Source organism: Larkinella rosea (assembly GCF_003858635.1).
In the GTDB taxonomy this organism is placed as follows: domain Bacteria; phylum Bacteroidota; class Bacteroidia; order Cytophagales; family Spirosomataceae; genus Larkinella; species Larkinella rosea.
Genome location: NZ_RQJO01000010.1, coordinates 680,399 through 701,139, shown reverse-complemented (window position 1 = coordinate 701,139; position 20,741 = coordinate 680,399). Strand labels below are relative to the sequence as shown.

General features: G+C 49.9%; 20 protein-coding genes. 9 read left to right on the top strand and 11 right to left on the bottom strand.

Features of this window, described 5'->3' with window-relative positions:
- The first annotated feature begins 14 nt into the window (after positions 1 to 14).
- Positions 15 to 620 carry an RNA polymerase sigma factor gene (locus EHT25_RS23750; RefSeq protein WP_124877649.1) on the top strand — a complete coding sequence of 202 codons (606 nt, stop codon included), beginning with the start codon at positions 15 to 17 and terminating at the stop codon, positions 618 to 620.
- The gene (locus EHT25_RS23745) at positions 610 to 2,166 is read left to right on the top strand and encodes a hypothetical protein (RefSeq protein WP_124877648.1); all 1,557 of its coding nucleotides are present in this window, start codon (positions 610 to 612) and stop codon (positions 2,164 to 2,166) included. Before EHT25_RS23750 ends, EHT25_RS23745 begins: the two co-directional genes overlap by 11 nt.
- A gap of 24 nt (positions 2,167 to 2,190) precedes the next feature.
- On the opposite strand, the gene EHT25_RS23740 is transcribed toward EHT25_RS23745, so the two are convergent.
- Positions 2,191 to 3,321 carry a hypothetical protein gene (locus EHT25_RS23740; protein ID WP_124877647.1) on the bottom strand — a complete coding sequence of 377 codons (1,131 nt, stop codon included), beginning with the start codon at positions 3,319 to 3,321 and terminating at the stop codon, positions 2,191 to 2,193.
- Between the two features lie 848 nt (positions 3,322 to 4,169).
- Between EHT25_RS23740 and EHT25_RS23735 the strand changes: the two genes are divergently transcribed.
- Together EHT25_RS23735 and EHT25_RS23730 are read left to right on the top strand one after the other, a co-directional pair.
- Positions 4,170 to 4,589: a DoxX family protein gene (locus EHT25_RS23735; RefSeq protein WP_124877646.1), complete on the top strand. Its 420-nt coding sequence runs from the start codon at positions 4,170 to 4,172 to the stop codon at positions 4,587 to 4,589.
- A gap of 136 nt (positions 4,590 to 4,725) precedes the next feature.
- Positions 4,726 to 5,673 carry a hypothetical protein gene (locus EHT25_RS23730; protein ID WP_124877645.1) on the top strand — a complete coding sequence of 316 codons (948 nt, stop codon included), beginning with the start codon at positions 4,726 to 4,728 and terminating at the stop codon, positions 5,671 to 5,673.
- 92 nt (positions 5,674 to 5,765) lie between these two features.
- Here EHT25_RS23730 and EHT25_RS23725 read toward each other — a convergent pair whose 3' ends face one another.
- The 8 genes from EHT25_RS23725 to EHT25_RS23690 all read right to left on the bottom strand — a co-directional run bounded on the left by EHT25_RS23725 (position 5,766) and on the right by EHT25_RS23690 (position 14,046).
- The gene (locus EHT25_RS23725) at positions 5,766 to 6,233 is read right to left on the bottom strand and encodes a hypothetical protein (RefSeq protein ID WP_124877644.1); all 468 of its coding nucleotides are present in this window, start codon (positions 6,231 to 6,233) and stop codon (positions 5,766 to 5,768) included.
- Positions 6,234 to 6,458: 225 nt separating this feature from the next.
- Positions 6,459 to 7,754, bottom strand: coding sequence for a serine hydrolase (locus EHT25_RS23720; protein ID WP_124877643.1), 1,296 nt, complete (start codon positions 7,752 to 7,754; stop codon positions 6,459 to 6,461).
- Positions 7,741 to 8,802: an aminotransferase class I/II-fold pyridoxal phosphate-dependent enzyme gene (locus EHT25_RS23715; RefSeq protein ID WP_124877642.1), complete on the bottom strand. Its 1,062-nt coding sequence runs from the start codon at positions 8,800 to 8,802 to the stop codon at positions 7,741 to 7,743. The genes EHT25_RS23720 and EHT25_RS23715 overlap by 14 nt, the downstream gene beginning before the upstream one ends.
- Positions 8,799 to 9,806 carry a dipeptide epimerase gene (locus tag EHT25_RS23710; RefSeq protein WP_124877753.1) on the bottom strand — a complete coding sequence of 336 codons (1,008 nt, stop codon included), beginning with the start codon at positions 9,804 to 9,806 and terminating at the stop codon, positions 8,799 to 8,801. Before EHT25_RS23710 ends, EHT25_RS23715 begins: the two co-directional genes overlap by 4 nt.
- Before the next feature lie 119 nt (positions 9,807 to 9,925).
- Positions 9,926 to 11,029, bottom strand: coding sequence for a DUF922 domain-containing protein (locus tag EHT25_RS23705; protein ID WP_124877641.1), 1,104 nt, complete (start codon positions 11,027 to 11,029; stop codon positions 9,926 to 9,928).
- Positions 11,030 to 11,043: 14 nt separating this feature from the next.
- Entirely contained in the window at positions 11,044 to 12,240 is a 1,197-nt protein-coding gene (locus EHT25_RS23700) for a molybdopterin molybdotransferase MoeA (protein WP_124877640.1), read from the bottom strand.
- A 112-nt stretch (positions 12,241 to 12,352) separates the two neighbouring features.
- Positions 12,353 to 13,207, bottom strand: a complete 855-nt coding sequence (locus EHT25_RS23695; protein WP_124877639.1) for a pirin family protein — start codon at positions 13,205 to 13,207, stop codon at positions 12,353 to 12,355.
- An 89-nt stretch (positions 13,208 to 13,296) separates the two neighbouring features.
- Positions 13,297 to 14,046 carry a hypothetical protein gene (locus EHT25_RS23690; protein WP_124877638.1) on the bottom strand — a complete coding sequence of 250 codons (750 nt, stop codon included), beginning with the start codon at positions 14,044 to 14,046 and terminating at the stop codon, positions 13,297 to 13,299.
- Between the two features lie 194 nt (positions 14,047 to 14,240).
- Here EHT25_RS23690 and EHT25_RS23685 point away from each other — a divergent pair, with 194 nt between their 5' ends.
- The 5 genes from EHT25_RS23685 (at position 14,241) to EHT25_RS23665 (ending at position 19,297) form a co-directional block, all read left to right on the top strand.
- Positions 14,241 to 15,800, top strand: a complete 1,560-nt coding sequence (locus EHT25_RS23685) for an alpha-amylase family glycosyl hydrolase (RefSeq protein WP_124877637.1) — start codon at positions 14,241 to 14,243, stop codon at positions 15,798 to 15,800.
- Between the two features lie 87 nt (positions 15,801 to 15,887).
- The gene (locus EHT25_RS23680) at positions 15,888 to 16,451 is read left to right on the top strand and encodes a hypothetical protein (protein ID WP_124877636.1); all 564 of its coding nucleotides are present in this window, start codon (positions 15,888 to 15,890) and stop codon (positions 16,449 to 16,451) included.
- 234 nt (positions 16,452 to 16,685) lie between these two features.
- On the top strand, positions 16,686 to 17,801 hold the full coding sequence (locus EHT25_RS23675) for a C40 family peptidase (protein ID WP_124877635.1): 1,116 nt from the start codon (positions 16,686 to 16,688) through the stop codon (positions 17,799 to 17,801).
- A gap of 123 nt (positions 17,802 to 17,924) precedes the next feature.
- The gene (locus EHT25_RS23670; RefSeq protein WP_124877634.1) at positions 17,925 to 18,785 is read left to right on the top strand and encodes a helix-turn-helix domain-containing protein; all 861 of its coding nucleotides are present in this window, start codon (positions 17,925 to 17,927) and stop codon (positions 18,783 to 18,785) included.
- A gap of 104 nt (positions 18,786 to 18,889) precedes the next feature.
- Positions 18,890 to 19,297 (top strand): DUF983 domain-containing protein, encoded by a 408-nt coding sequence (locus EHT25_RS23665; protein ID WP_124877633.1) that lies wholly within the window; start codon positions 18,890 to 18,892, stop codon positions 19,295 to 19,297.
- 81 nt (positions 19,298 to 19,378) lie between these two features.
- Here EHT25_RS23665 and EHT25_RS23660 read toward each other — a convergent pair whose 3' ends face one another.
- Both EHT25_RS23660 and EHT25_RS23655 read right to left on the bottom strand, forming a co-directional pair.
- Complete coding sequence (locus EHT25_RS23660) at positions 19,379 to 20,215, bottom strand: sugar phosphate isomerase/epimerase family protein (protein WP_124877632.1); 837 nt, start codon at positions 20,213 to 20,215, stop codon at positions 19,379 to 19,381.
- A 95-nt stretch (positions 20,216 to 20,310) separates the two neighbouring features.
- On the bottom strand, positions 20,311 to 20,685 hold the full coding sequence (locus tag EHT25_RS23655; protein WP_229311773.1) for a c-type cytochrome: 375 nt from the start codon (positions 20,683 to 20,685) through the stop codon (positions 20,311 to 20,313).
- Between the last annotated feature and the right edge of the window lie 56 nt (positions 20,686 to 20,741).

The window sequence follows — 20,741 nt, the reverse complement described above, 5'->3', positions numbered from 1 at the left end:
AAATCGTTACGGCCTTGTTCTTCCGAAAGCGCCCTTCCTTCGCGGAAAACGATATTGATAGTGTGATTGAAGCCTGCCGCAACCATGATGCGCAGGCTCAGCGCGTTTTGTTTAAAAAATTTTATAGTTATTCCAAAAGTATCTGCATGCGGTATTCGGCCAATACGGAGGAAGCAGAAGAAGTATTGAATGAAAGTTTTTTGAAGGTATTTCAACGGCTGCACCAATACGACGCTTCGCATCCTTTCAAAGCCTGGCTTCGGTCCATTCTGATCAACACCTCAATCAGTTACTACCGCAAATACCACAAATTAGACACGATGGCGTTGGAGGCCGGTCAGGATGTGGCATTTGAGGACGATGTGATTGGCCAGATTTCGGCCGACGAAATTCTGGCACTCGTGCAGCAATTGCCGCCCGCTTACCGAACGGTGTTCTCGATGCATGTAGTAGATGGCTACAGCCTCCGAGAAATTGCCGAGGTGTTGCAAAGTAACGAAGCCACGATCCGTTCGCATTTCCTGCGGTCGCGGCAACGCCTTCAGCAGGCTATCAAGTCTGCTTATCCACACCTGTTTCCATCCGATCCTGCGATTCCTATTCGTTACTATGAAAACTGATAAATTTGAGGAAAATATACGACAAAAGCTGGAGGGCATAGACCCTCCGTTCCAGGAATCAGATTGGTTGCATCTCCGGTCTTTTCTGCGTCGCAACGGCATACCGTCCATGGGCGGTGGAGCTGCTCAGTGGCTTATGCCGATGTTGAGTGCCGCCACGGTGGCCGGGCTGGTTATTCTGACGGTGTGGCAATACCGCACCAATCAAAACCTGGAACAATCCGTCCGGACACTCCGGGATTCGGTGACGATTCTTCAACAACTTCCGGTGGAAACGCCGGTGGCAGTGGCACCGAAAACCGATACGGTTTACATTACCCGTGAAGTTCCGGTGCCTGGTTTGGTACCCATTTCGCCGAAATACCGTTCGGATGATCGAACCCTGGCGGAACGTCTGGAAACGAACGAACGCGAATCTGCTTCGGACAACGCCAATTCAACGGATGAGCAGTCGCAGGGGACGGGAGAAAATCGGCCCCGGAGCAACGGTTTTCCGGAGCGTTCGGGGACCAAAGAGCGGTTTTCTGAATTGGAAAACCGCCTGAATGAAGGGGAACGGCCGAATCCTTCAAATCGGAGAACGGAGTCATCGGAACGGAATTATCCCCGGTTGTCGAATCCGGCCAATTCGGTGGGCGACCGCTGGAACCGACAGGATGAAACGCGGTATTCGGGGCGGCAAAAACCGACCGGTTTTGAAACCACGCGGCCTTTGTCATTCAATGGAAATGGCGATTCGGGTTCCGGCAGTGGATCGGATCGTTCGGGATCGGGCTCGCCTTTGGCCGAATCGGCTTCGATTTCCTGGGAACCGGTGCCGACCCGGCCTTTGGAAATTGATTCGAGTTATTACACCGAACGATTTGATCGTCGAATCCGGCGCATGCGGGCTTCTTCTCCGCGCCTGGCTGCGTCGTCGCTTCTGAAACCGGAGGTTGAAAAACCGAAAAGCCCGTTTGTACACGTACGGGCGGGAGCCAGCGCCCAGATTGGCGGGCGTCAATCCGGTTTTGGATTTGCGACGGAAGTGCTGATGGGCGAACACCTGACCATTGGTCTGGGCCTGAATACGCTGAAAGTAACGGGTGAAAAATTTGTGAATGAGATTCAATACTCCTTCAATCGCAGGAGTGATTTTCGGCGGGATTACCCGGGCAAAGTGCCACCCGAAATCCGCACGCAGATTCTGGACATCAACCGGGGGGGATCGACCCTGCAGTTGCCCATTACGTTCGGCTACCGGATTCCGCTCGGCGAATCGGTAACGCTAACACCTTCTGTAGGAGCTAGTTTCAGTCTGGAAGCAAAGGATAAAATTACGTACCTGCATCAGGTTGGCCCGTTTGATTACATCGAGAAAAAGTTCTCGGAGAAATGCACGCCCAACGTTTATAATAGCTGGCTGGTGAACGTTGCCATCGAGAAACAGTGGGGTCACTGGGTGGTCCAGGCCAGTCCGTATTTGTCGAATCCATTGATGTCGACGCAATTTAGCCTGAACCACACGTCTGCTGGTATGCGGGCGCGGTTGCTGTATCAGTTCTAAAAACCGATTTAACCCAACGACGATTTAATTGCCGGACGACCCCGTCAGTTTGCCGGATCGGACCTGAAGCAATGACGCATTCGGTTTTTTTAGCAGGTATTTCTGGAAAACAGAGTTTTCATGCATCAGGTATTGCTTCGCGGCTTTGGGTCCACCGTAGGTTTTTGCTAAAAACTCAAGTGTATTTGTGCAGCCTTTAATGAACGGTTTTTCAATGGAATTCTGAGGCTTGTCAAACGGAAAAAAACCGGCATAGAGTTTAAAAACCGAAATAGAATTAATAAAAAATAATAGTCCCGCGGCAACGGAAATCCAGTGCCGGGTAATTGATTCGCTCACTAGTTGTTGGACGATAAATAAGCCCAATATACACAAGGCCGGGGCATTGGCTCTCATCTGCAAGTCGTTCCACATGCCGATTTTATAAAGGGGTAAAATACATAAAGTAGCTAAGGTGACCCAGAGTATAGGCAGGAGGTTGGTCGCGAGCGTTCTTCGGAGAAAGAAAACCCACAGTATAAAATTTGAAAGAACATACAGAAGGTAATAAACCGGCCACTCGGGCACACCGGCCTGCCAGATAAACATATTTGTTTTGTTATTGGAAATCACCTGGGAACTGGTTAGATAAAAGGCGATTGGCAAAAAACCTAAACCGGTTAGCAGTAAGTGGATAATCGTTTTTCCATCTTTTAATACCTCAAAACGGTATTTCCAGCTGATAAAAACCATGAAAGGAGTGAGTCCAATTGTGGCAAAAGGGCTCCACATCATGCAGCTCAACCAGACAATGGTCAACTCGATAAACCGCCATTTTGTAAAGTTCGTATACACAAATAAAAAATACCAGGCGCCGATAATTGCAGGTAGAACGTGCTGCGGTGCCCAGGCAATCTGGTCGGAGAAAGGCGACATATAGATCAAATGATACCCATTGATGCTGACGAAGTTCGGCGGTAAATAGGTCGTAATGCCCAATTCCCGGAGTGTGCGGATAAAAAACCAGCTATCGTTAAAAAGTAAAATGAGCATGACAACCCATCCTGCTCTTTTAGGACTCAGAACAACGATCCAGACCAGAGCGAGCAGAAGACCCAGCCAATTCCAGAAAAAAGCGTAATAGCGACCATATTCCAATCCCGTTAATTTGCACAAAAAGGCTACGGGTAAGTAGTAGGCCGTGTAATAGCATAAATAAGCATCGTAATCTTTATAGTAGACCGGCCAGTTATAGACACTTAAATCATAATATTTAAAATTATTAGTTAAGAAGTCCAGTATCTGCTGATTGAATTCACCAATGCCAAATACAATTGTAATAAATAAGGACGCAACTAAAATGATTATAAATTTCGGAATTGTTAGGGAATAACTACTGAAATTAAAATCATTTATGTGGCGAATGAGCTGAAAAATAATACCTATAACCAAAACAGAATTGATCAGCGAAAACGGAAAAGAAAGCCAGGTTGATAAAAATAATACCGACGGAATTGCGAGATACAAAATGGATGAGATCCGTAAGGTATTGACGAACGATTTTTTTTCTTTGAACATGATTTAATGAGAACCTTCTAGTCAATTATTCCCTGCTTCCTGAGTATGAAAAAACGTTAGAACAACTTCGTATACACGTTAATTAAATAAAGTTGTTTTAGTAGCTTTTTACCTGATCAGGAGTCTGGTTATATGGTCCGGTTTTCTGGGTTATAGTGTTAGGGAGGTTGGATTCGGAAATGAGGATGACTCCAGTCCCAAATATAATTGATAACCAGGCTCTTATTCAATTCTACTGATAAACGGTTTTATTTTGTGCGGTAATTCACCTGAACACCCGTTTTCCAGTATACGAGCGCGGTTGCCGAGTAATTTTGATAAAATGGAGCGAGGGGCGAAATCAGACAGAAAACCCCGGTCTTTCTTTTACCTGCTTCGGTCTCATTTTTAAAGTCAAAACAAGAATCATAAAAAGGTCGTTAAAAGTATAACCAAACTGCCTTTCTATGAAACCACTACTAGGAGCCAAAGCCAGTCCGGCAATGGTACATTTCGCGCTGCTCTTGCTGCGGATCGGTGTATCGGCATTGATGTTGACGCACGGCTGGCCGAAATTCATTAAACTCATAACGGGCAATTTCAATTTTGGCGATCCCATCGGTATCGGTAGCGCTCCCTCGCTGATTCTGGCCACTCTGGCAGAATTTGGCTGCTCCCTACTCATCCTTCTCGGTTTTCAGACCCGGGTGGCGGCTATTGTCCTGATGATCAATATGCTGGTGGTCACCTTTTTCGCCCACGGCACCGATCCATTTGGGAAAAAAGAAATGCCGTTGTTATTCTTCCTGATTTACCTGACCATCTATTTCGTGGGGCCGGGCAAACATTCGGTGGATGGCCGAAGCAACAAAACCTGGCCTGGTTGATGGAAAGACGGATAAAACCAAAAGGGCTATTGCTGCAAACGAAATCCATGACCGTTTACACAGAAGTGCCGCGAAATTGGTCCGGACAGGCTGATTTTTCCTACTTTTAATCAGACACTTTTGATGTAATACCCGTATGCTCCGCGACGTGTTCGCTTTTCTGGGAAAGCTATACCAACTTCTCGTTTCGCTGGTTCTGGTGGCGCTTCTGAGCGTGGGGGCCTGGGCAATGTGGCATTTTTACGAAGAAGAACGACTGCAAAATCAGTTTTTGAAGGAAGGCAAGGTTGTTGAAGTGCAGATTTCGGACACCGATATTTCACAGCGTTCCTGGCGCGACATACTGGGTAACGTCACCTACATCACGTTCCCGTACCAGCACAAAAACTACCGTGCGCGGGTGGTTCGGGACACGGCCTGGGTGAGTTCCGGCGACCGCGTCAAGCTGCTTTATCACCCGGAGCGCGACGAGTTTCGCCAGCAGCGTATGGAGCGAAAACCGGGCCGGGTGACGTCCCGGCTGGTTCACTGGAGTTCGGTCGGCGGGTTCAGCCAGGAGCATAAATTGCTGATTGGCTTTTTGGCAGTATCCACGTTTTTATTCTTTTTTGCTTCGGGCGTACTGGTTTCCTTAACCGGTTTGACGATCCTGCAAACCATCGCCCGGTTTATGCTGGTCATAGTGCTGGGCTTAGCGGCATTGTTTTTTTCGTACGACACCTGGGTCTATTTTCAATATTACCGACACATCAAAGCCAATGGGCAGCCGCTGGAGGTAACGGTGCTGGATAAAGACCGGCATCGCGTGGGCCGGGGCAGCAGTGCTTCATCCTTTGAATTGTATGAATATGATGCCACGGTCAACTACCGGACTGGCCAACGGGTCGTTCCAATTACGGAGAATGAATATGAAACGCTAAAACCGAAAGAATCGCTGCGGGTGCTCTACGATGCGGACCTGGATGATCTGATGTCGGCTACCTATCCGGGCAATTATTCGCAGGTAATTGTGCCGCTCTTCTTCTGGATTTTATTCCTCGTCATTTTCTGGAATACGGTTTCCGGGTCAAAAACGAAGCGTTGAGAGGGTAATACGGTTTTCAGTATTCGGTTTACGGGTTTCGGTGAGTAGCTCCGAGCTCGTTTTACCGTAAATCGAATACTGAAAACCGTATCCTATTTATTTGCATTGAACGCTAACAGCAGATCGTCACCGGCTGCGGATTTTCCGGAAACATTGAAAATGATGAAACCGCCGTCTGCGTCGCCTATCCGTTCGCCGTCCGAATAAAGCCCGAAGACTTTCCCGGATTCCTGCACTTCGATCTCAAATTTCTCCAGAATGGGAAGCGTGCCTTCGCCTTCGATAAAAAGCGACAGGTCCAATATGGCTTTTCCGTCCGATTTTCGGGTGATTTTAGCGGTTCCTGACGCAACGGTTTTGCCACTTTCCAGAACCGGTAATTTTTCCAGTTCAACTTCATTGGCTCCGTTTATGAAATGAAATGAAGTTAGTTTATACGTCCCCGCCACTTTGGCCGCAGGTTCGGTCAATGATTCCTGCTCGTCGGGTTTCGGATCATTGTCTTTTTTACAGGCGATAAAAGCTCCGAGGACAAACAGGAAAATGACTAATTTTTTCATTGGTAGCGTTGTTTCGTTCGCTGCAAACCTAGCGTTGAATGCACCGAAACTCAACCAATGAATACATGAATCGTCAATTTGCCCTCCTGAACCGTTAGCAACCCCGATTGAAGGTGTCCAATGGCAACGTGCGGTTTTTGAATAGCCCGGTCCCCTTTCCTTAGTTTAGCTATACGCTGCAATTCTGACCAAAAACCGGGTTCGAAAAAGCCCGGCATCTTTCTTTCAAGGTTCGTAGCTGACCCGGAATCGGCTCAAATCCGGCGGATTAATCCGTTTTCGTTCCACTTCATAGTCAAAAATGATGCGCCCGAGATTGGCCAGAAAGGGATAGCCAATGGTCTGGTAATCGTATTTGTCGTCGTTGAAAATACCGTCTTCGTTGCAGTAAATAACCGCCGACAACAGAAACTCCACGCCTTTGTCAAAATCCACGATGTAGGCATTGTCGATCAGATACCCGTAAGCGCCACCAATTTTATTGAAAATCCGGATGGAAGGAGGAATCTTGCTTTTCGCATCGCCAAACACCAGGAATTTGGATATACTGTCGTAGAAAGTCGTGTCGTATTTTGGGTGGTTGGATTCACGCGGCAGTTGCGACATGTAGCGGTACAAAAATCGGTAGTCGTCGGAAGTCAGGTCAAATTTTTCGCGGGCCGGAACATCGTCCGGAAACAAAACCGCCCGCAGCATTTCCTGTTGGTCTTCCAGCGAAAAGTAGTTTTTTTCGGTAAAATCGAACGATTCTTTCACCAGTGTTCCATTCTTCATGTAACCGACGCCCCGGCGAATCGGTTTGTCGGGCCCGACGATTTTGTCGCAAACCTGCGCCGGTTGCTGGTACAGAACCGTATCGGATTTCGCAAACGAGATGGCGTTTGTATGGCGGTTTTGTTCGGGCGTTAACGGCAGCGAAAGCCGGTGAACTATCCGGAGATTCCGGTAACCTTTATCGCGCAGTTTTTCGTTAAAATCACACGCCCCAATGAACTCATACAATCGGTTGAAGGCGTTGTTATCACTAACGAGAAAAATCTTTTTGGCATACTGCGCCACCGAAGGTAACCCATTTTCGGCCGACAAATCTTTGCGGGCCGTTGTCTGGTAAGTCTCCGACGAATCGGTCAGCATTGGCGTATAAATTGACAGGCCGGGGTGTTTTTTACTGAGCTGATTGATCTTCTCCAGGGCAAGCAAAACCGCCGGGAATTTGACGGTGCTGGCCGGATAAAAATACCGGTCTTTGTCGAGCCGGTAGCGGTAACTTTTGAATAGCGGGCGGTTTTGCTCGTTGCGGTTAATCTGCGTATACAGGATTTGAACGTCGTATTTCGCCGGATTTTCGAGAATACGTCCGAACAGTTCCGGATTCTTTTTCAGCAGTTCTTCCAGAAACTTGTCGGTATGCTGGGCGTAAACGGCCTGAAAAACCGGAATGGTAAGCAGGAAATACAGAAGTAAACCGCTGATTTTCGGGTAATTATTCCGGAATGTCTTATGTACATCACGTTTTTCCATACAGTTGGTCGCCTAATTGTTCGATGTCCTCGGGTTGGTGCAGCGCATTGATGACGATGCGGGTGTTGGGCTTGTCGGTGGGCGATGGATAGGCAAACGAATAAACAAAAATCCGGTTCGCTAACAGGGACGAATATAACCGATCCTGCACAGTATAAAAGACCGGATAATCAGGAATATGCTGGAATAAATCCGAATGACCAACCCGGTTTTCGAACCGGCGGATGTTGGCCAGCAGTCGTTCAAAAGCCGAGCGGTAGATTTCCGTTGCCCGGCAATAGGCGTACAGATAGGCCGGAGGCATGGGCGAACAGGCACCGAAAAAAGCCGTGCGCCGAATGGCGTTCAGGGTTTCGGAATTGGCAAAAATAACCCCGCCGGGCATCCCCATCGCCTTCGCCAGTGAAGCCGTGATGATCAGCCGGACGTTGGGCCGAACCGGAATTCGGTCCCGGATTCCGCTACCGCCCGGGCCTATAACCCCAAGGCCGTGCGAATCATCGACCAATAGGGTAATTTCCTGATTATCGGGTAATTGATGAACCCAGTCGAACGAGTAATCGATCGAAAACAGGGCATCGACTGCGTTCACCGCAATGACGATGTGTTGCGTGGTGGCAGCCGACACCAATCCGGGCAGTTGCCGGGCCCAGGCGTCGAACGATTGTTGGGGGAGGGTTAGGGTCGGTTCCTGCCAGATCGCCGGGTGTGCATTAGGGCCGTAAATAAAGCCAAAATCCTGTGCCTTGAGCCAGTTCACCACGGCCTGCCCCGCCAACATTCCCGACGAGACCGTTAAGGCGGCTTCGGCGCGGGCAAATTCGGCGAGTTTGGCTTCGGCTTCTTCGTAGATTCGCAGTTGGAAATTTCCGTTGCGCGATGAACCGAAAACCGTACCGTATTGCCCCATGCCTTCGATCAGCAACGCCCGAAAGTGGGCATTCTGGGCGATTCCGAGGTAGGACGTACCGCTGAAAAATAAACATTCCTGCCCGTCGAGATCGATGGTTCGGCCGGGAAGTTGATCAATTTTAAAATTTTCCGTCATAGGTTGGCGCCCGTTCCGTTTTCTGCCGCGTAAATCACCCGACCCCAGTCGAAGGTCACGCCCGTGGCCGGGTCGTTGGCGATGAGCAGTGTACCGTCCATGTCCACGTAATCGAGCAGGGGCAGCAACTGCGCAATGGCCGAGATACCCACACTGGTTTCGTTCATGCAGCCCACCATCACTTTTAACCCCAACTGACGCGCTGTATCAATCATCCGCCGGGCGGGCGTCAGTCCTCCGCATTTGGTCAGTTTGATATTGATGCCGTGAAAATACCCCGCGCAACGTTCCACATCATGTTCCACGATGCAGCTTTCATCGGCAATAACCGGGAGCACACTCTCCTGAAAAACGCGTTTCATGCCTTCCCAATCATCGGCTTTGAGCGGTTGTTCGATGAATTCGACGCCCAGCTCTTTCAAAACGACTGCGTTCTGAAGGGCGGTTTCGGCCGTCCAGGCGCAGTTGGCATCTACCCGAAAAACCGCATCGGTGTGTTTCCGGAGTTCGCGGACAATGGTCAGATCGTCGGGCGTGCCGAGTTTTATTTTATACAACGGCCAGGGCAGTTCCTGCATTTTCTGAACCATCGTTTCCACCGAATCAATCCCGATCGTGTAATCCGTAATCGGGTTATGGGTGGCATCCAGATTCCAGTGTTGGTAAAGCGGTTGTCCGGCCCGTTTGGCCACCAGATCGTGCGCGGCTTCGTCTAAAGCGCACTGCGCGAACGGGTTATCTTTCAGATGGGCATGACTCCATTGCCAGAGTTCTTCGGCGGTTTTCCATTCACTGGCTTCAATCAGCCCGCGTATTTCTTCGAGGGCTTCAATCATTCGGTCGATGGTGATGCCGTAATATTTGTTGGAAGTGGCTTCGCCAAAACCGCTCAGCAGACCATCCCGCAATTCGACAATGAGCGTCGGCTGTACGTTGCGCGAATCGTGAGCGATCGTAAAGGTGTGTTTCAGTCGAAGGTCGAAACGGTGAAAACGGAGTGAAATGGGCATGTTGTACATTTTCGTTTAAGGATGATGGAGGATCGACCATGGACGATTGACCATTGACGATCGTCCATTGTCATTTGTCAATCGTCGATGGTCAATCGTCAGCAATCCACCCCTCACTGCCGGTTTGAAATCATGATGGCCGTCAGGTCTTCGGCGTTTTTCAGGTCCTCCGCGATTTTCCGGTTCCAGCGTTCCTGTTCCGCCTGGTTGATGCCGTGCTGGGTTTCGTCGTCGTATTGTTGCTGCCAGCGGTTCATGTCGCGGTACGCGTCCAGATACAGAAACTGCACCCGGCTGTTGTAATCGTCGAGGTCCATGTGTTCGTCGGCGGCAATGCGCTGTTTAAACCGTTCAACGATCAATTTGGCAATATCGAAATGTTTCTGTTCGTGCCGCAACCCGTAATCGTCCTTGTGGCCCGGTCGCACCCATGACATGTTTTTGACCATGAACGTCTTGAACGTCAACTCCACCAGAATATACCCGTTCACCCACCGGCTGTGGCCTTCGTAGGAAAACGTCGGAAAAATGGCGGCTGCGTTCCGACTGCCCAGCCGGGGTTCGGCCTGGAAATCGTCCCAGGTCAGCGGGCGGAGCGGATGATAAAAAACCGTATCGCCCGATGCCTGCTGAATGCTGTGGTCGATAAACGCAAACTTAATGCCTTTGACCAGCGCCGGGCTTTTGTCGCGGTTGATTTTTATCCAGTTGGAAAGGTACTGGACGGCATTTTCCAGCGCTTTTCGGGCCACAAACTCCAGCCGATCCGTCTGCCCAAACGAGCGCGTATAAATCGTTCGGGCCGTGTAAGTGGTCAACTGAACGGGTTTTCCTTCCCGCATGACGTCGAACGCCAGTTCCAGTCGGCAGGTACCGTCGACCTGACTATCGGTTTTGGGCTTTTCCGTAAATGCCAATTCCTGGATGCGAATGACCACCGGTACGCGCATCGAATCGGGCCGAAATCCGACGCTTAGTAAATCGTCGAAAACACCGCGCAGCTCCTCCTGAATCCGAACCGGAATGGCGGTTTTGGGTGCGGACAAAATGGCTCCGATCTGCGATTTTCCCCTGCGTTCGTCCAGAATCCGCAGCAACGAAAAAGTGCTGGACCGCAACACAATGGGTTCTTTCTTGAATGCCAGCCACACCGGTTCCTGCGGTACCGGCAACGGCCGCAAAACCAGCAAAAACCAGGTGAGCCAGAGGAGTTTCATGTTCGTTGGATGCGTTAACGAAATGTATAAACCGGAAACGCTTCGCTTTCGTTAAATTCGGATCGTTCGGGCGGTAATTCCATAAAACCGTTGCAATGCAACAAATTGGCGTAATCGGCTGATCCACTGCCGGGTAAAGGTTTCGCTTGCCACACGCCTTCCGGGTTGACCGATAAACTGACCGGTAAAAAATACGTTAATTTTGGCGGAAAAGAAACCACCTGGGCCAATTGCGCGACGGATGGCGGCAAAACCGGCAAACCGATAGACCCTTTCAGCCACGGCACCAGATACCGGTAGGCGCATAAAAACGTCGAAACCGGATTTCCCGGTAGACCAAAAGCCACTTTCCCAGTGTCGGAGGCACCAAACCAGAAGGGTTTTCCAGGGCGTTGTGCTACCTGATGAAACACTTGGTTGACGCCCAATTTTGCCATTACTGTTGGCACAAAATCGGCTTTCCCGGCTGAAACGCCACCGCTCAATACCAGCGCGTCGTAGTCTGCCAGAATCGTTTTCAGTTCGGTTTCCATCGCCAGCGGGTCGTCGGGCAAATGAAACAGGGCGGTTTCAGCCCCGGTGGTTTGTAGAACGGTTTGTAAAAGATAGGTATTGGATCGGCGGATCTGATACGGTTTGGGGCTTTCGGACACGTCGACGAGTTCGTCCCCCGTCGAAATCAGGGCAATTCGGGGCGGCTTACTCACCAAAACCGATGTTTTTCCGACTGATGCAGCAACGGCCATTTCGGCCGGACCAAGTCGGACGCCCGCCGGAACCAACTCCTCGTTCTGTTTCCGATCCACGGCCCGGTGGTGAATATTCTGGCCCAACTGAATGGTTTCGAGTCGGATTTCGGCGGTTCCTTCAACCATCTGAATATCCTCATACCGAATGACCGCATCGGCGCCGGCGGGTAACATGGCGCCGGTCATCACTTCCAGACAGGCGGTTTCGTTTGTCAGCGTCTGGGCGGGTTGCCCGGCAAACTGGGTCCCAATGATCGGAAACCTCCGTTGTCCATTGGCAAAGGCACGGTATTGAATCGCAATGCCATCCATCGAAACGCGGTCGAACGGCGGCAGATCGCGGTCGGCCACCAATGGCTCGCGGAGAACCCGTCCGGCAGCCTGCGTCAGCGGAATGGACTCGGCGGAAACCACCAGTGAATGATTAAGGACGAGGGAAAAAGCTTCGGAAACGGAAAGCATGGTCGGTTTTTTACAAGAAAACGAAAGATGTGAACGCAATAACGCGGATTGCCGGGAATTTACCAGCATGTTAGTAAATACCCCACAACCCGCGTTTTTCGATCAACTTCTTTTAGTCCTCGATCAATATTCCCATTTTGCCCATCCGGTAATCGCGGTAGGCTTCCATCACTTCCACTTCATTGTTCAACACAAACGGTCCCTGGGCAATGATTTTCTCCCCAATGGGCTCGCCCGACATGAGCAGAATCCGGGTATCTTCGAGGGCTTCAAGGGTGATGCCAGCTCCGTCGTTTTCCGGAACCACCATATAGCGGGCATTGACCTCCGTCTGATCGCCCACGCGCAATTTTCCGTCCAGCAGATACAAAAATGCGTTGTGGCTGGCGGGCAGCGGCAGGTAAATTTTTCCCCCGGTTTTTAACTGTAAAGTCGCCGAATTGATCGGAGTAAACGTCGGAATCGGGCCTTTCAATCCCAGCAGCTCACCCGAAACGACGTTGACAGTGACGGTTCCGTCTTCGCTCTCAAAAACCGGTGTTTCTTCTTTCAGCAGCGGATAATAAGTTGGCTGATCCTTTTTATGGGATTGGGGCGTATTCACCCACATCTGAATGATTTCGAGCTCGTCGGAAAGTGGCCGTTCGCTGTGCATGATGCCCATGCCGGCGTTCATCCATTGCGTACCGCCTTCGAAAACGCTCCGGTCGTTGCCCCGACTGTCGCGGTGGCGCACCCCGCCTTTGAAGACAAACGTAACCGGTGAAAAACCCCGGTGGGGATGCGGCCCAACGCCCGAATGATCAGGGTTTTCATTTTCTTTCAGAAAGCTATGCCCGTGGTGCAGTAAAACAAATGGATCAAGGTAGCTTAGGCGTCCCGAAGGCAGCGGCTGGCGAACCCGGAGTTCTCCCATGCTCATTAGGGGTGCCGGTATCAATTGCTGGATGGTGCGTTCCGTTTTCATTTTATTCCGAGTTTAAGAGTATCAACATTTAATGTATATACATTAAAATTGATAAGAAAGTTCAATTGCATTGCTTTCCCAACGGCTTGTTATTCGTTATAGTTGACCAGGTGAAAATTTTTGATGTTTTTTGCCAGATTGGCGGTTTTGCTAAAAAAACCGGCCTTCAATAACCACGAATAACCAAACGTACACACGGCCACGGCCTCACCCCAGAAAATTCCCTGATGGTCTTCAAACCATTTTTTATCGATCAGCCAGCCGTTTGCGCCCAGCAAAATGATCAGCATGGAAACGATCATGACAAGGCCACTGGCCCGGTACATGAAGATATCCAGCGGTTTTGGTTTCTCGTCAGAAGAGTCGTCTTTGGGAAAACGCAGTAAAGACATCAGAGCCAGGCTACCTAAAAAGATTCCCGCTGATGTAAAATGCACGGTTGAGCGGGTGCAATTATCCGCAATGAACGTCGCAAAATACGGGGGTAGCTGACGGGCATCTTTATATCCGATGTTCGTGGGGAGAATCACAACCAGCATGGCAAATACGGCCGCCGTGGTTGAGAATATAAAGTCGATCAGTTTCTTGCCTTTATACGCAAGGAGAACAACCGCCAGTATTCCTAATGTGCTGCAAAAAATACTGCCAACACGGGTGTAATAATAATGACTGATTGAACTGAGGGGCTTTGGATAACAGCTATATACGAAAAGTCCACCCACCAAAATAAATGGAAGGAAAAAACCAAGCAACCCGATGATGATCCGAATCGTGTCCTGACCGGAAACAACGGGTTTTTCCGGCGCTTTCGGATTTGAATTGTATTCGAGGAGAGCCATGAAGCGAGGAGGGGAGTAAACTTTTCGCTAAGGTCAACAGAGGAGGAATAAAATAACATGGGGTATTTCCCGTATTTTACCGGGTGCTTTCTGCCCGATTTCCAGATTTATTTGCCGAATTCAGGGAAAAAACCGTCTTTTTAAACTCCTGATGACGCTTACTCGTTTACCTTCTGAATCTATTTTTCAATACAATGACTGCCGACGCATCCACGGGACCAACTTCGTTGACGTTAAAACCAACGATTTCTGATCAAACCGCTACCGGCCAAACCGGTGTTCATTACGAAGTATTCGTCCGCGCTTTTTGCGACTCCAACGGCGACGGCATTGGCGACCTGAACGGCGTTACCTCGAAACTGGACTACCTGAAAGACCTCGGAATTGCGGCCCTCTGGCTCATGCCCGTCAATCCGTCGCCCAGTTACCACATGTACGATGTGACGGATTATTACGGGATTGCCCCCGAATACGGCACGATGGACGACTTCCGGCGGCTGGTTTCGGAAGCGCATCGGCGGAATATCAAGGTCATCCTGGATTTTGTGATCAACCACACCAGCCGCCAGCATCCGTGGTTTGTGGAAGCCTGCAAAAGCAAAGACAACCCGTATCACGACTGGTATGTCTGGATGGCGCAAAAAGACATCGATGCACTGAACATTGCCACCCGGGAAATCACCGCCGATTCGCAGGAAAAAAGTCCCTGGCACCGTGTTCCGGGTGCCCCCTTTTCGGAGAAATACTACGCGTTGTTCTGGAGCGGTATGCCCGACCTGAACTATGACAATCCGGAGGTGCGGGAAGAAATTTACAAAGCCGGAAAATTCTGGCTAACCGATGTGGGCGTCGACGGTTTTCGGCTCGATGCCGCCCGGCACATTTACCCGGAGTGGGAAGAACCGAAAAACCACCAGTTTTGGGAGGAGTTCGGGCAGGTGATGGAAGCCGCCAAACCGGGCGTTTATACCGTGGGCGAAGTCTGGACGCGGGCCGAACGCATTGCCCCGTATTTTCGGGGACTGAAAGCCAATTTCAACTTCGACCTTAGTCTGGCGTTGCAGGAAATCCCGTATAAGGAGCGGGATACGGCGGAAATCGTGCAGATGCTGGTTCGGAATCACACCATTTTTGCGGAAGTAAATCCGAATTTCATCGATGCAATTATGCTTTCAAACCACGACCAGACGCGGATTGGAAGTTTTCTGAACGGAAATCAAAACCACCTGAAAGTAGCCGCCAATTTACTACTGACGTTGCCCGGCAATCCGTACGTATATTACGGGGAAGAAATTGGGATGCTGGGCGCAAAGCCCGACGAAAACATCCGGGAGCCGTTTTTGTGGGATGAAAAAAAGCAGGACCGGATGCGAAGCCGCTGGCGTCGGGCTAAATTCTCAACCGATTCGACAGTAGTCCCACTGGCAGCGCAGCAAACCGACCCCGGTTCCCTCTACAATCATTACAGGCGGCTGATTCATTTTCGCAACAGCCATCCGGTTTTGAACGACAACCTGAGTAAGCTGGAAGCCAGTCAAATTCAGCACAAAAACGTGATTGCATTTACCCGAAAATCGGGAAACCGGTCGGTTCTGGTGATTCACAACCTGACGAAGCGCGGACTGGATGTGGTAATTTATCCGCTGGAACTGGCGGAAGGCCAAAAAATCGTGCTCGATACGGTCGGTGGCGCCAGCTTACTGAACGACGGCAACGTGCGGGTTCCGGCGTATGGGTGTGTGGTGCTGGAATAAGTTGGTACAACTGATTATTAATTAGCGTTTTAGCAGGCATTGTTCGAATATAACTTCTATCTTGTTACGGAATTTTGCGCGTAACAAATGGAAAAAATTTACCTCACAAAACGGTACATCAGAAAACCGGGTAAAGCAATTGCACTTCTTTTGTCCATCGTAATCCTGTTTGAAGTGTTCGGGTGGACGTTGCATTTCGAAAAAAAGGTGGCCCAGATTCGTCACTTTGGCGGACCACTCGCGTATTTGTATATCGTGCTACGTGGGGGTATCTTTCCCGAATTAGTTACCCTGATTATGGTTCTATTTCTGGTAGAGCTGACGCATACTGCACTCAAAATTTATACCGTCCGGTTTTCATTATCAGCCATCCTGCGGTATGAAATTACTTTTTTACCGGTAATGGCGCTGGCCTTTTTCTTTTTCAATCCCATTACGCAATCTGTCCGCTATTTGCTGGTTAACTTTCCTGTTTATGATTTGGCAACCTATTGGGATACGTATATTATCGCCACCTACTCCCTGAAAATGTATTTCAATTACCTAATTCCCGTTTTATTGATTGGTTACATTTCCATTAACCTTTCCCTGCTGAGCGATTTACTTCGTGATGTAAGGATCTGGAAATACCGGAATGCTATTTCCGGTTAACGGTTTGTCTATCAGGTTTTTATCCTTTTCGTGATGGAGCAAACCTGGCATCGGTTTTCTGCCCTGCTGAAGGGAAAACCATCTCCGACGGCGAATTATAAAAATCCCGTCCTTTGATTAATCCCGCATTACTTCTGATTTTACTAAATTTGAATTCCTGAAAGAATCCGGGGAATGTCGGTATTTAGATCGAAAAACCGGGGGAGTACCTTTAGTGACGAGTTAAAAAGCACCATGAAACGAACGGGTATCAGTTTTTTATTACTCTATATGATTGCTGCCGACGGTTTTTCGCAATCCCTCAGCCAATTTGTCGATGCCGTTCGGAAGCAGTATGCGCCGGATAAGCGGGTAGCGATCTTCAACGTGGAAGCTGATTCGTCGGGACAGCTAACCGGTTTTACGAATTTGCCGGAAGCCAAACAGGCGCTACTTGCCCAGCTCAAAGCCGCCGATCGGGCCGTTGTCGATCAGATTCAATTGCTGCCCGCGTCGTCGTTGGGGGAGAAAATCTACGCGATTGTCAATGTGTCGGTCGCCAATCTGCGTTCGAATGCCCGCAATGCCGCCGAATTGTCGACGCAGGCATTGTTGGGAATGCCGTTGAAGGTTTGGGACAAAGATCGGAGTTGGTACGAAGTTCAAACGCCCGACCAATACATTGCCTGGACGGATGCGGGAGCCATTCAACTCATGACCAAAACCGACTTTGAACAGTGGCAGTCGGCCGAAAAAATCATTTTTACGCGCCCCTTTGGTTTTGTCTACAGCCAGGCCGACAAACGTTCCCAGACCGTATCCGACATCGTTGCCGGAAACACGCTGGTTTTGCTCAATGAACAACGGCAGTATTTTCAGGTGCGGTATCCCGACGGCCGGACCGGTTTTGTCGCCAAACGGGAAGCGCAGCGGTTCGATCGCTGGCAGGCAGCGGCCAAACCAACGGAAGATGCACTGGTGAGCACGGCAAAACAGTTCATTGGTATTCCGTATTTGTGGGGCGGCACCTCGGTCAAAGGCATGGATTGCAGCGGTTTTACCAAAACCGTCTACCTGCTCAACGGGCAGATGTTGCCGCGCGATGCCTCCCAACAGGTCAACGTCGGCGAAGAAATCGCGACACCGGGCAAGAACTTTGCCTCGCTCAAACCGGGCGACCTGCTTTTCTTTGGCGAACCCGCCACCGCCGATAAACCGGAACGCGTCGTGCACGTGGGAATGTGGATTGGTAACAACGAGTTTATTCATTCATCCGGCCACATCCGCATCACCAGCGTTGATCCGACCGCACCCAATTTTGATGCGTACGAACTGAACCGGTTTTTACGGGTGAAGCGGGTGGTGAATTGATGAAAGACCATTGACGATTGACGACCGACGATTGACCATTAACAAAGGAATGATAAGCTTATGACCCTTTGTCAATGGTCGATGGTCAATCGTCAATAGTCTTTTCTAACCCCTATCCAAAAAATGTCCTCACCGGTTCCGGTTTACAAACTTCAGGCTTTTCCTCGGCACGAGCCCAACGCGCTTTTTTACATGACGCGCCTGGAAAAACTGGTGCAGGAATTCAAGGGCATTGATAAACCGCACTCGCACACGTTTTACCTCGTGATGTGGATCATTAAAGGGAGTGGCACGCACACGATCGACTTCAAAACGTACGCCATCGCGCCCCATCAGCTCTATTTTCTGACGCCGGGGCAAGTGCATAGCTGGCAGTTGTCGGCGGATGTGGAAGGGTTCAACCTGTTTTTTGAAGCGAATTTTTTCCGGAGCCGCTTTCCAAATCGTTTATTTCAGTATCCGTTCTTCCATTCGCACCAGCACCAGCCGTTGCTGGAAGTGGCCAGTTCGGCGGCTCTTTTTCAGGATTTGTTTCGGTATGCCTGGCAGGAATACGATTCGCAGCAACCCAATCGTCCGGAGGTTTTTCTGTCGTTTGTCCACCTCATTCTGGAAACCGCCAACCGGCTTTATACGGAACGGCAAACGGAAACCGATACTAACCTGTTCGATCGAATAAGGCAGTATGAAGAATTGCTCGAGCAGCAGTTTCTGACCGTTCGGGAAGTGGCGTCCTATGCCGAACAAATGCACCTGACCCCCAATTACCTCAATGCCATCTGCAAAAAAGTGCTTGGAAAAACCGCCAGCCAGCTTTTGCACGAACGACTGGTGATTGAAGCCCAGCGTCTGCTGACCCACACGGCGCAATCAGTGAAGGAGATCGGGTTTCGGCTGGGGTTCGAAGATCCTTCGTATTTCGTCCGATTCTTCAAAAAACACACGCACCAGACCCCCGCCGAATTTCGTCAGTCGGCGGCCTGATCGTTGATTTGTACCATACCTATCCGGTTTTGTCTTTTCGTTGGGAAAAAACACATTGTACCTTTGTCATGTACTCACGAACTAATGCGGTGGGTACCTGAGCCATGCTGAAAGACAATCGATTATACAGTGTCGTATTCAATAAATGCCCGCGCTGCCATCAAGGCGACTTTTTCATTACCAGCAGCGCCTACAGCCGCCGGTTTGACGAAATGCACGAAACCTGCGAGCATTGTGGTGAAGTGCTCACGCCGGAACCGGGATTCTACTGGGGATCGATGTTCGTGAGTTATGCGTTTTATACCCTGTACACCTTAGCGACTTTCTTCACGTTTGTTACCTGGCTGAAGGTCGATCTGGATTATTACCTGATTGGACTGGTGCCAACGCTGGTGGCTTTGACACCGTATTTTTTCCGGCTGGCGCGCCGTTCGTGGCTGACGTTTTTCATCGCCTATGATCCGCAGAAAAACCGGTCGGCGAGCGGGAAACAGCTGAAAATTTCCGCTTGAGTTGATTTGTTACACACCTGAATAAGTACTAAAAACCGCCCCCGATCGACTGTGATTGGGGGCGGTTTTTGTTTGGAATGCTTATTTTAAACGCTGTAAAAAGGCCACACTTTCCGGCATCTGTTCCATCGAGCGCGACGATTCGTCTTCAATGAAAAAGTGCTTGACACCCGACTTTTTGGCTTGTTTCATAATTTCCGCAATCCCCAGATCCCCTTTTCCAATCGCCACATTCGATTCCACGTCAACGTGACCGGTGTTGTTACCGGGCGTACCGGGTTTGCGATCTTTGAGGTGCATGAGCGGAAACCGGTGCGGGTATTTTTTCAGGAGCGCAATCGGGTCCTGACCGGGGTGTTTCACCCAGAACACGTCCATTTCAAAGTTTACGTACTGCGGTTCGAGGTTCTCGGCCAGGTAGTCGAAAAACGTACCATCCTTGTAGGGCTGGAACTCATAACCGTGGATGTGGTAGCAAAATTGAAGGCCGTGGTCTTTCAGGAGTTTACCGGCCGTGTTGAGTACATCCGACGCCTTTTTGGCGTCTTCCAGCGTAAAGATGTCGCCATTGTGCGGTATCCAGGCACACATTACGTATTTGACGCCCAGCGCTTTGGCTTCTTCAATCACCTTGGGAACGTTGTTTTCCAGATCGGCGTACGAGGCTCCGGTGCTGATGGGTTTCAGACCATTTTTGTCGAGCAGTTTCCGGAAATCCGCGTATGAAAGGCCGTAGGTTCCGGCCAGTTCAACTTCCCGAAAGCCCATTTCCCGGACTTTGGCCATTGTTCCGGCGACATCTTTCGGAAACTGCGCCCGAAAACTATACAGCTGCAGGCCAACCGGCGATTTCGGCTGTGCCAGGGCCAGAGTTACCAGGCCGACAACAAACAGGACTGAAAACAGAGACTTTTTCATAGGTTACGGAATTAGGGTTGCCTAATGGGTCGAAGGAAAATTAATCAATCATCCTAGTTAATCCTTTAATCTGTGGAATCCGAGTTCAGACGGTTTTATTTCGCACTCCTGACTTTCTTTACATCCTCCGCTGAAACGGCCTCGGCTTTGTTGCCAAAACTACTGCGAATAAAGGTCAGCACATCGGAAATCTCCTTGTCGGAAAGGAAATCGTGGGCTGGCATGACGTTATCGAACGTGTCGCCGTTGATTTCAATGGGCTCCTGTAACCCTTTCAGAATCACATTGATCAGCCGGGTTTTGTCGCCCGTCACCCAGTCCGATTGTTTCAGGGGCGGATTCAGGTTCGGAACGCCCCCGCCGTCGGCCTGGTGACAGGCCAGGCAATATTGTTCATACACTTGCTGCCCCGGTCCAGCAACGGGTTTTGGAGCCGGTTTTTTAGTTTGTGCAAAAAGAGATGAAGTCAAAAGGCAAAGACTCAATGCAAACACAATTCTCATAACGAAAAATGACTTTTTGTAAA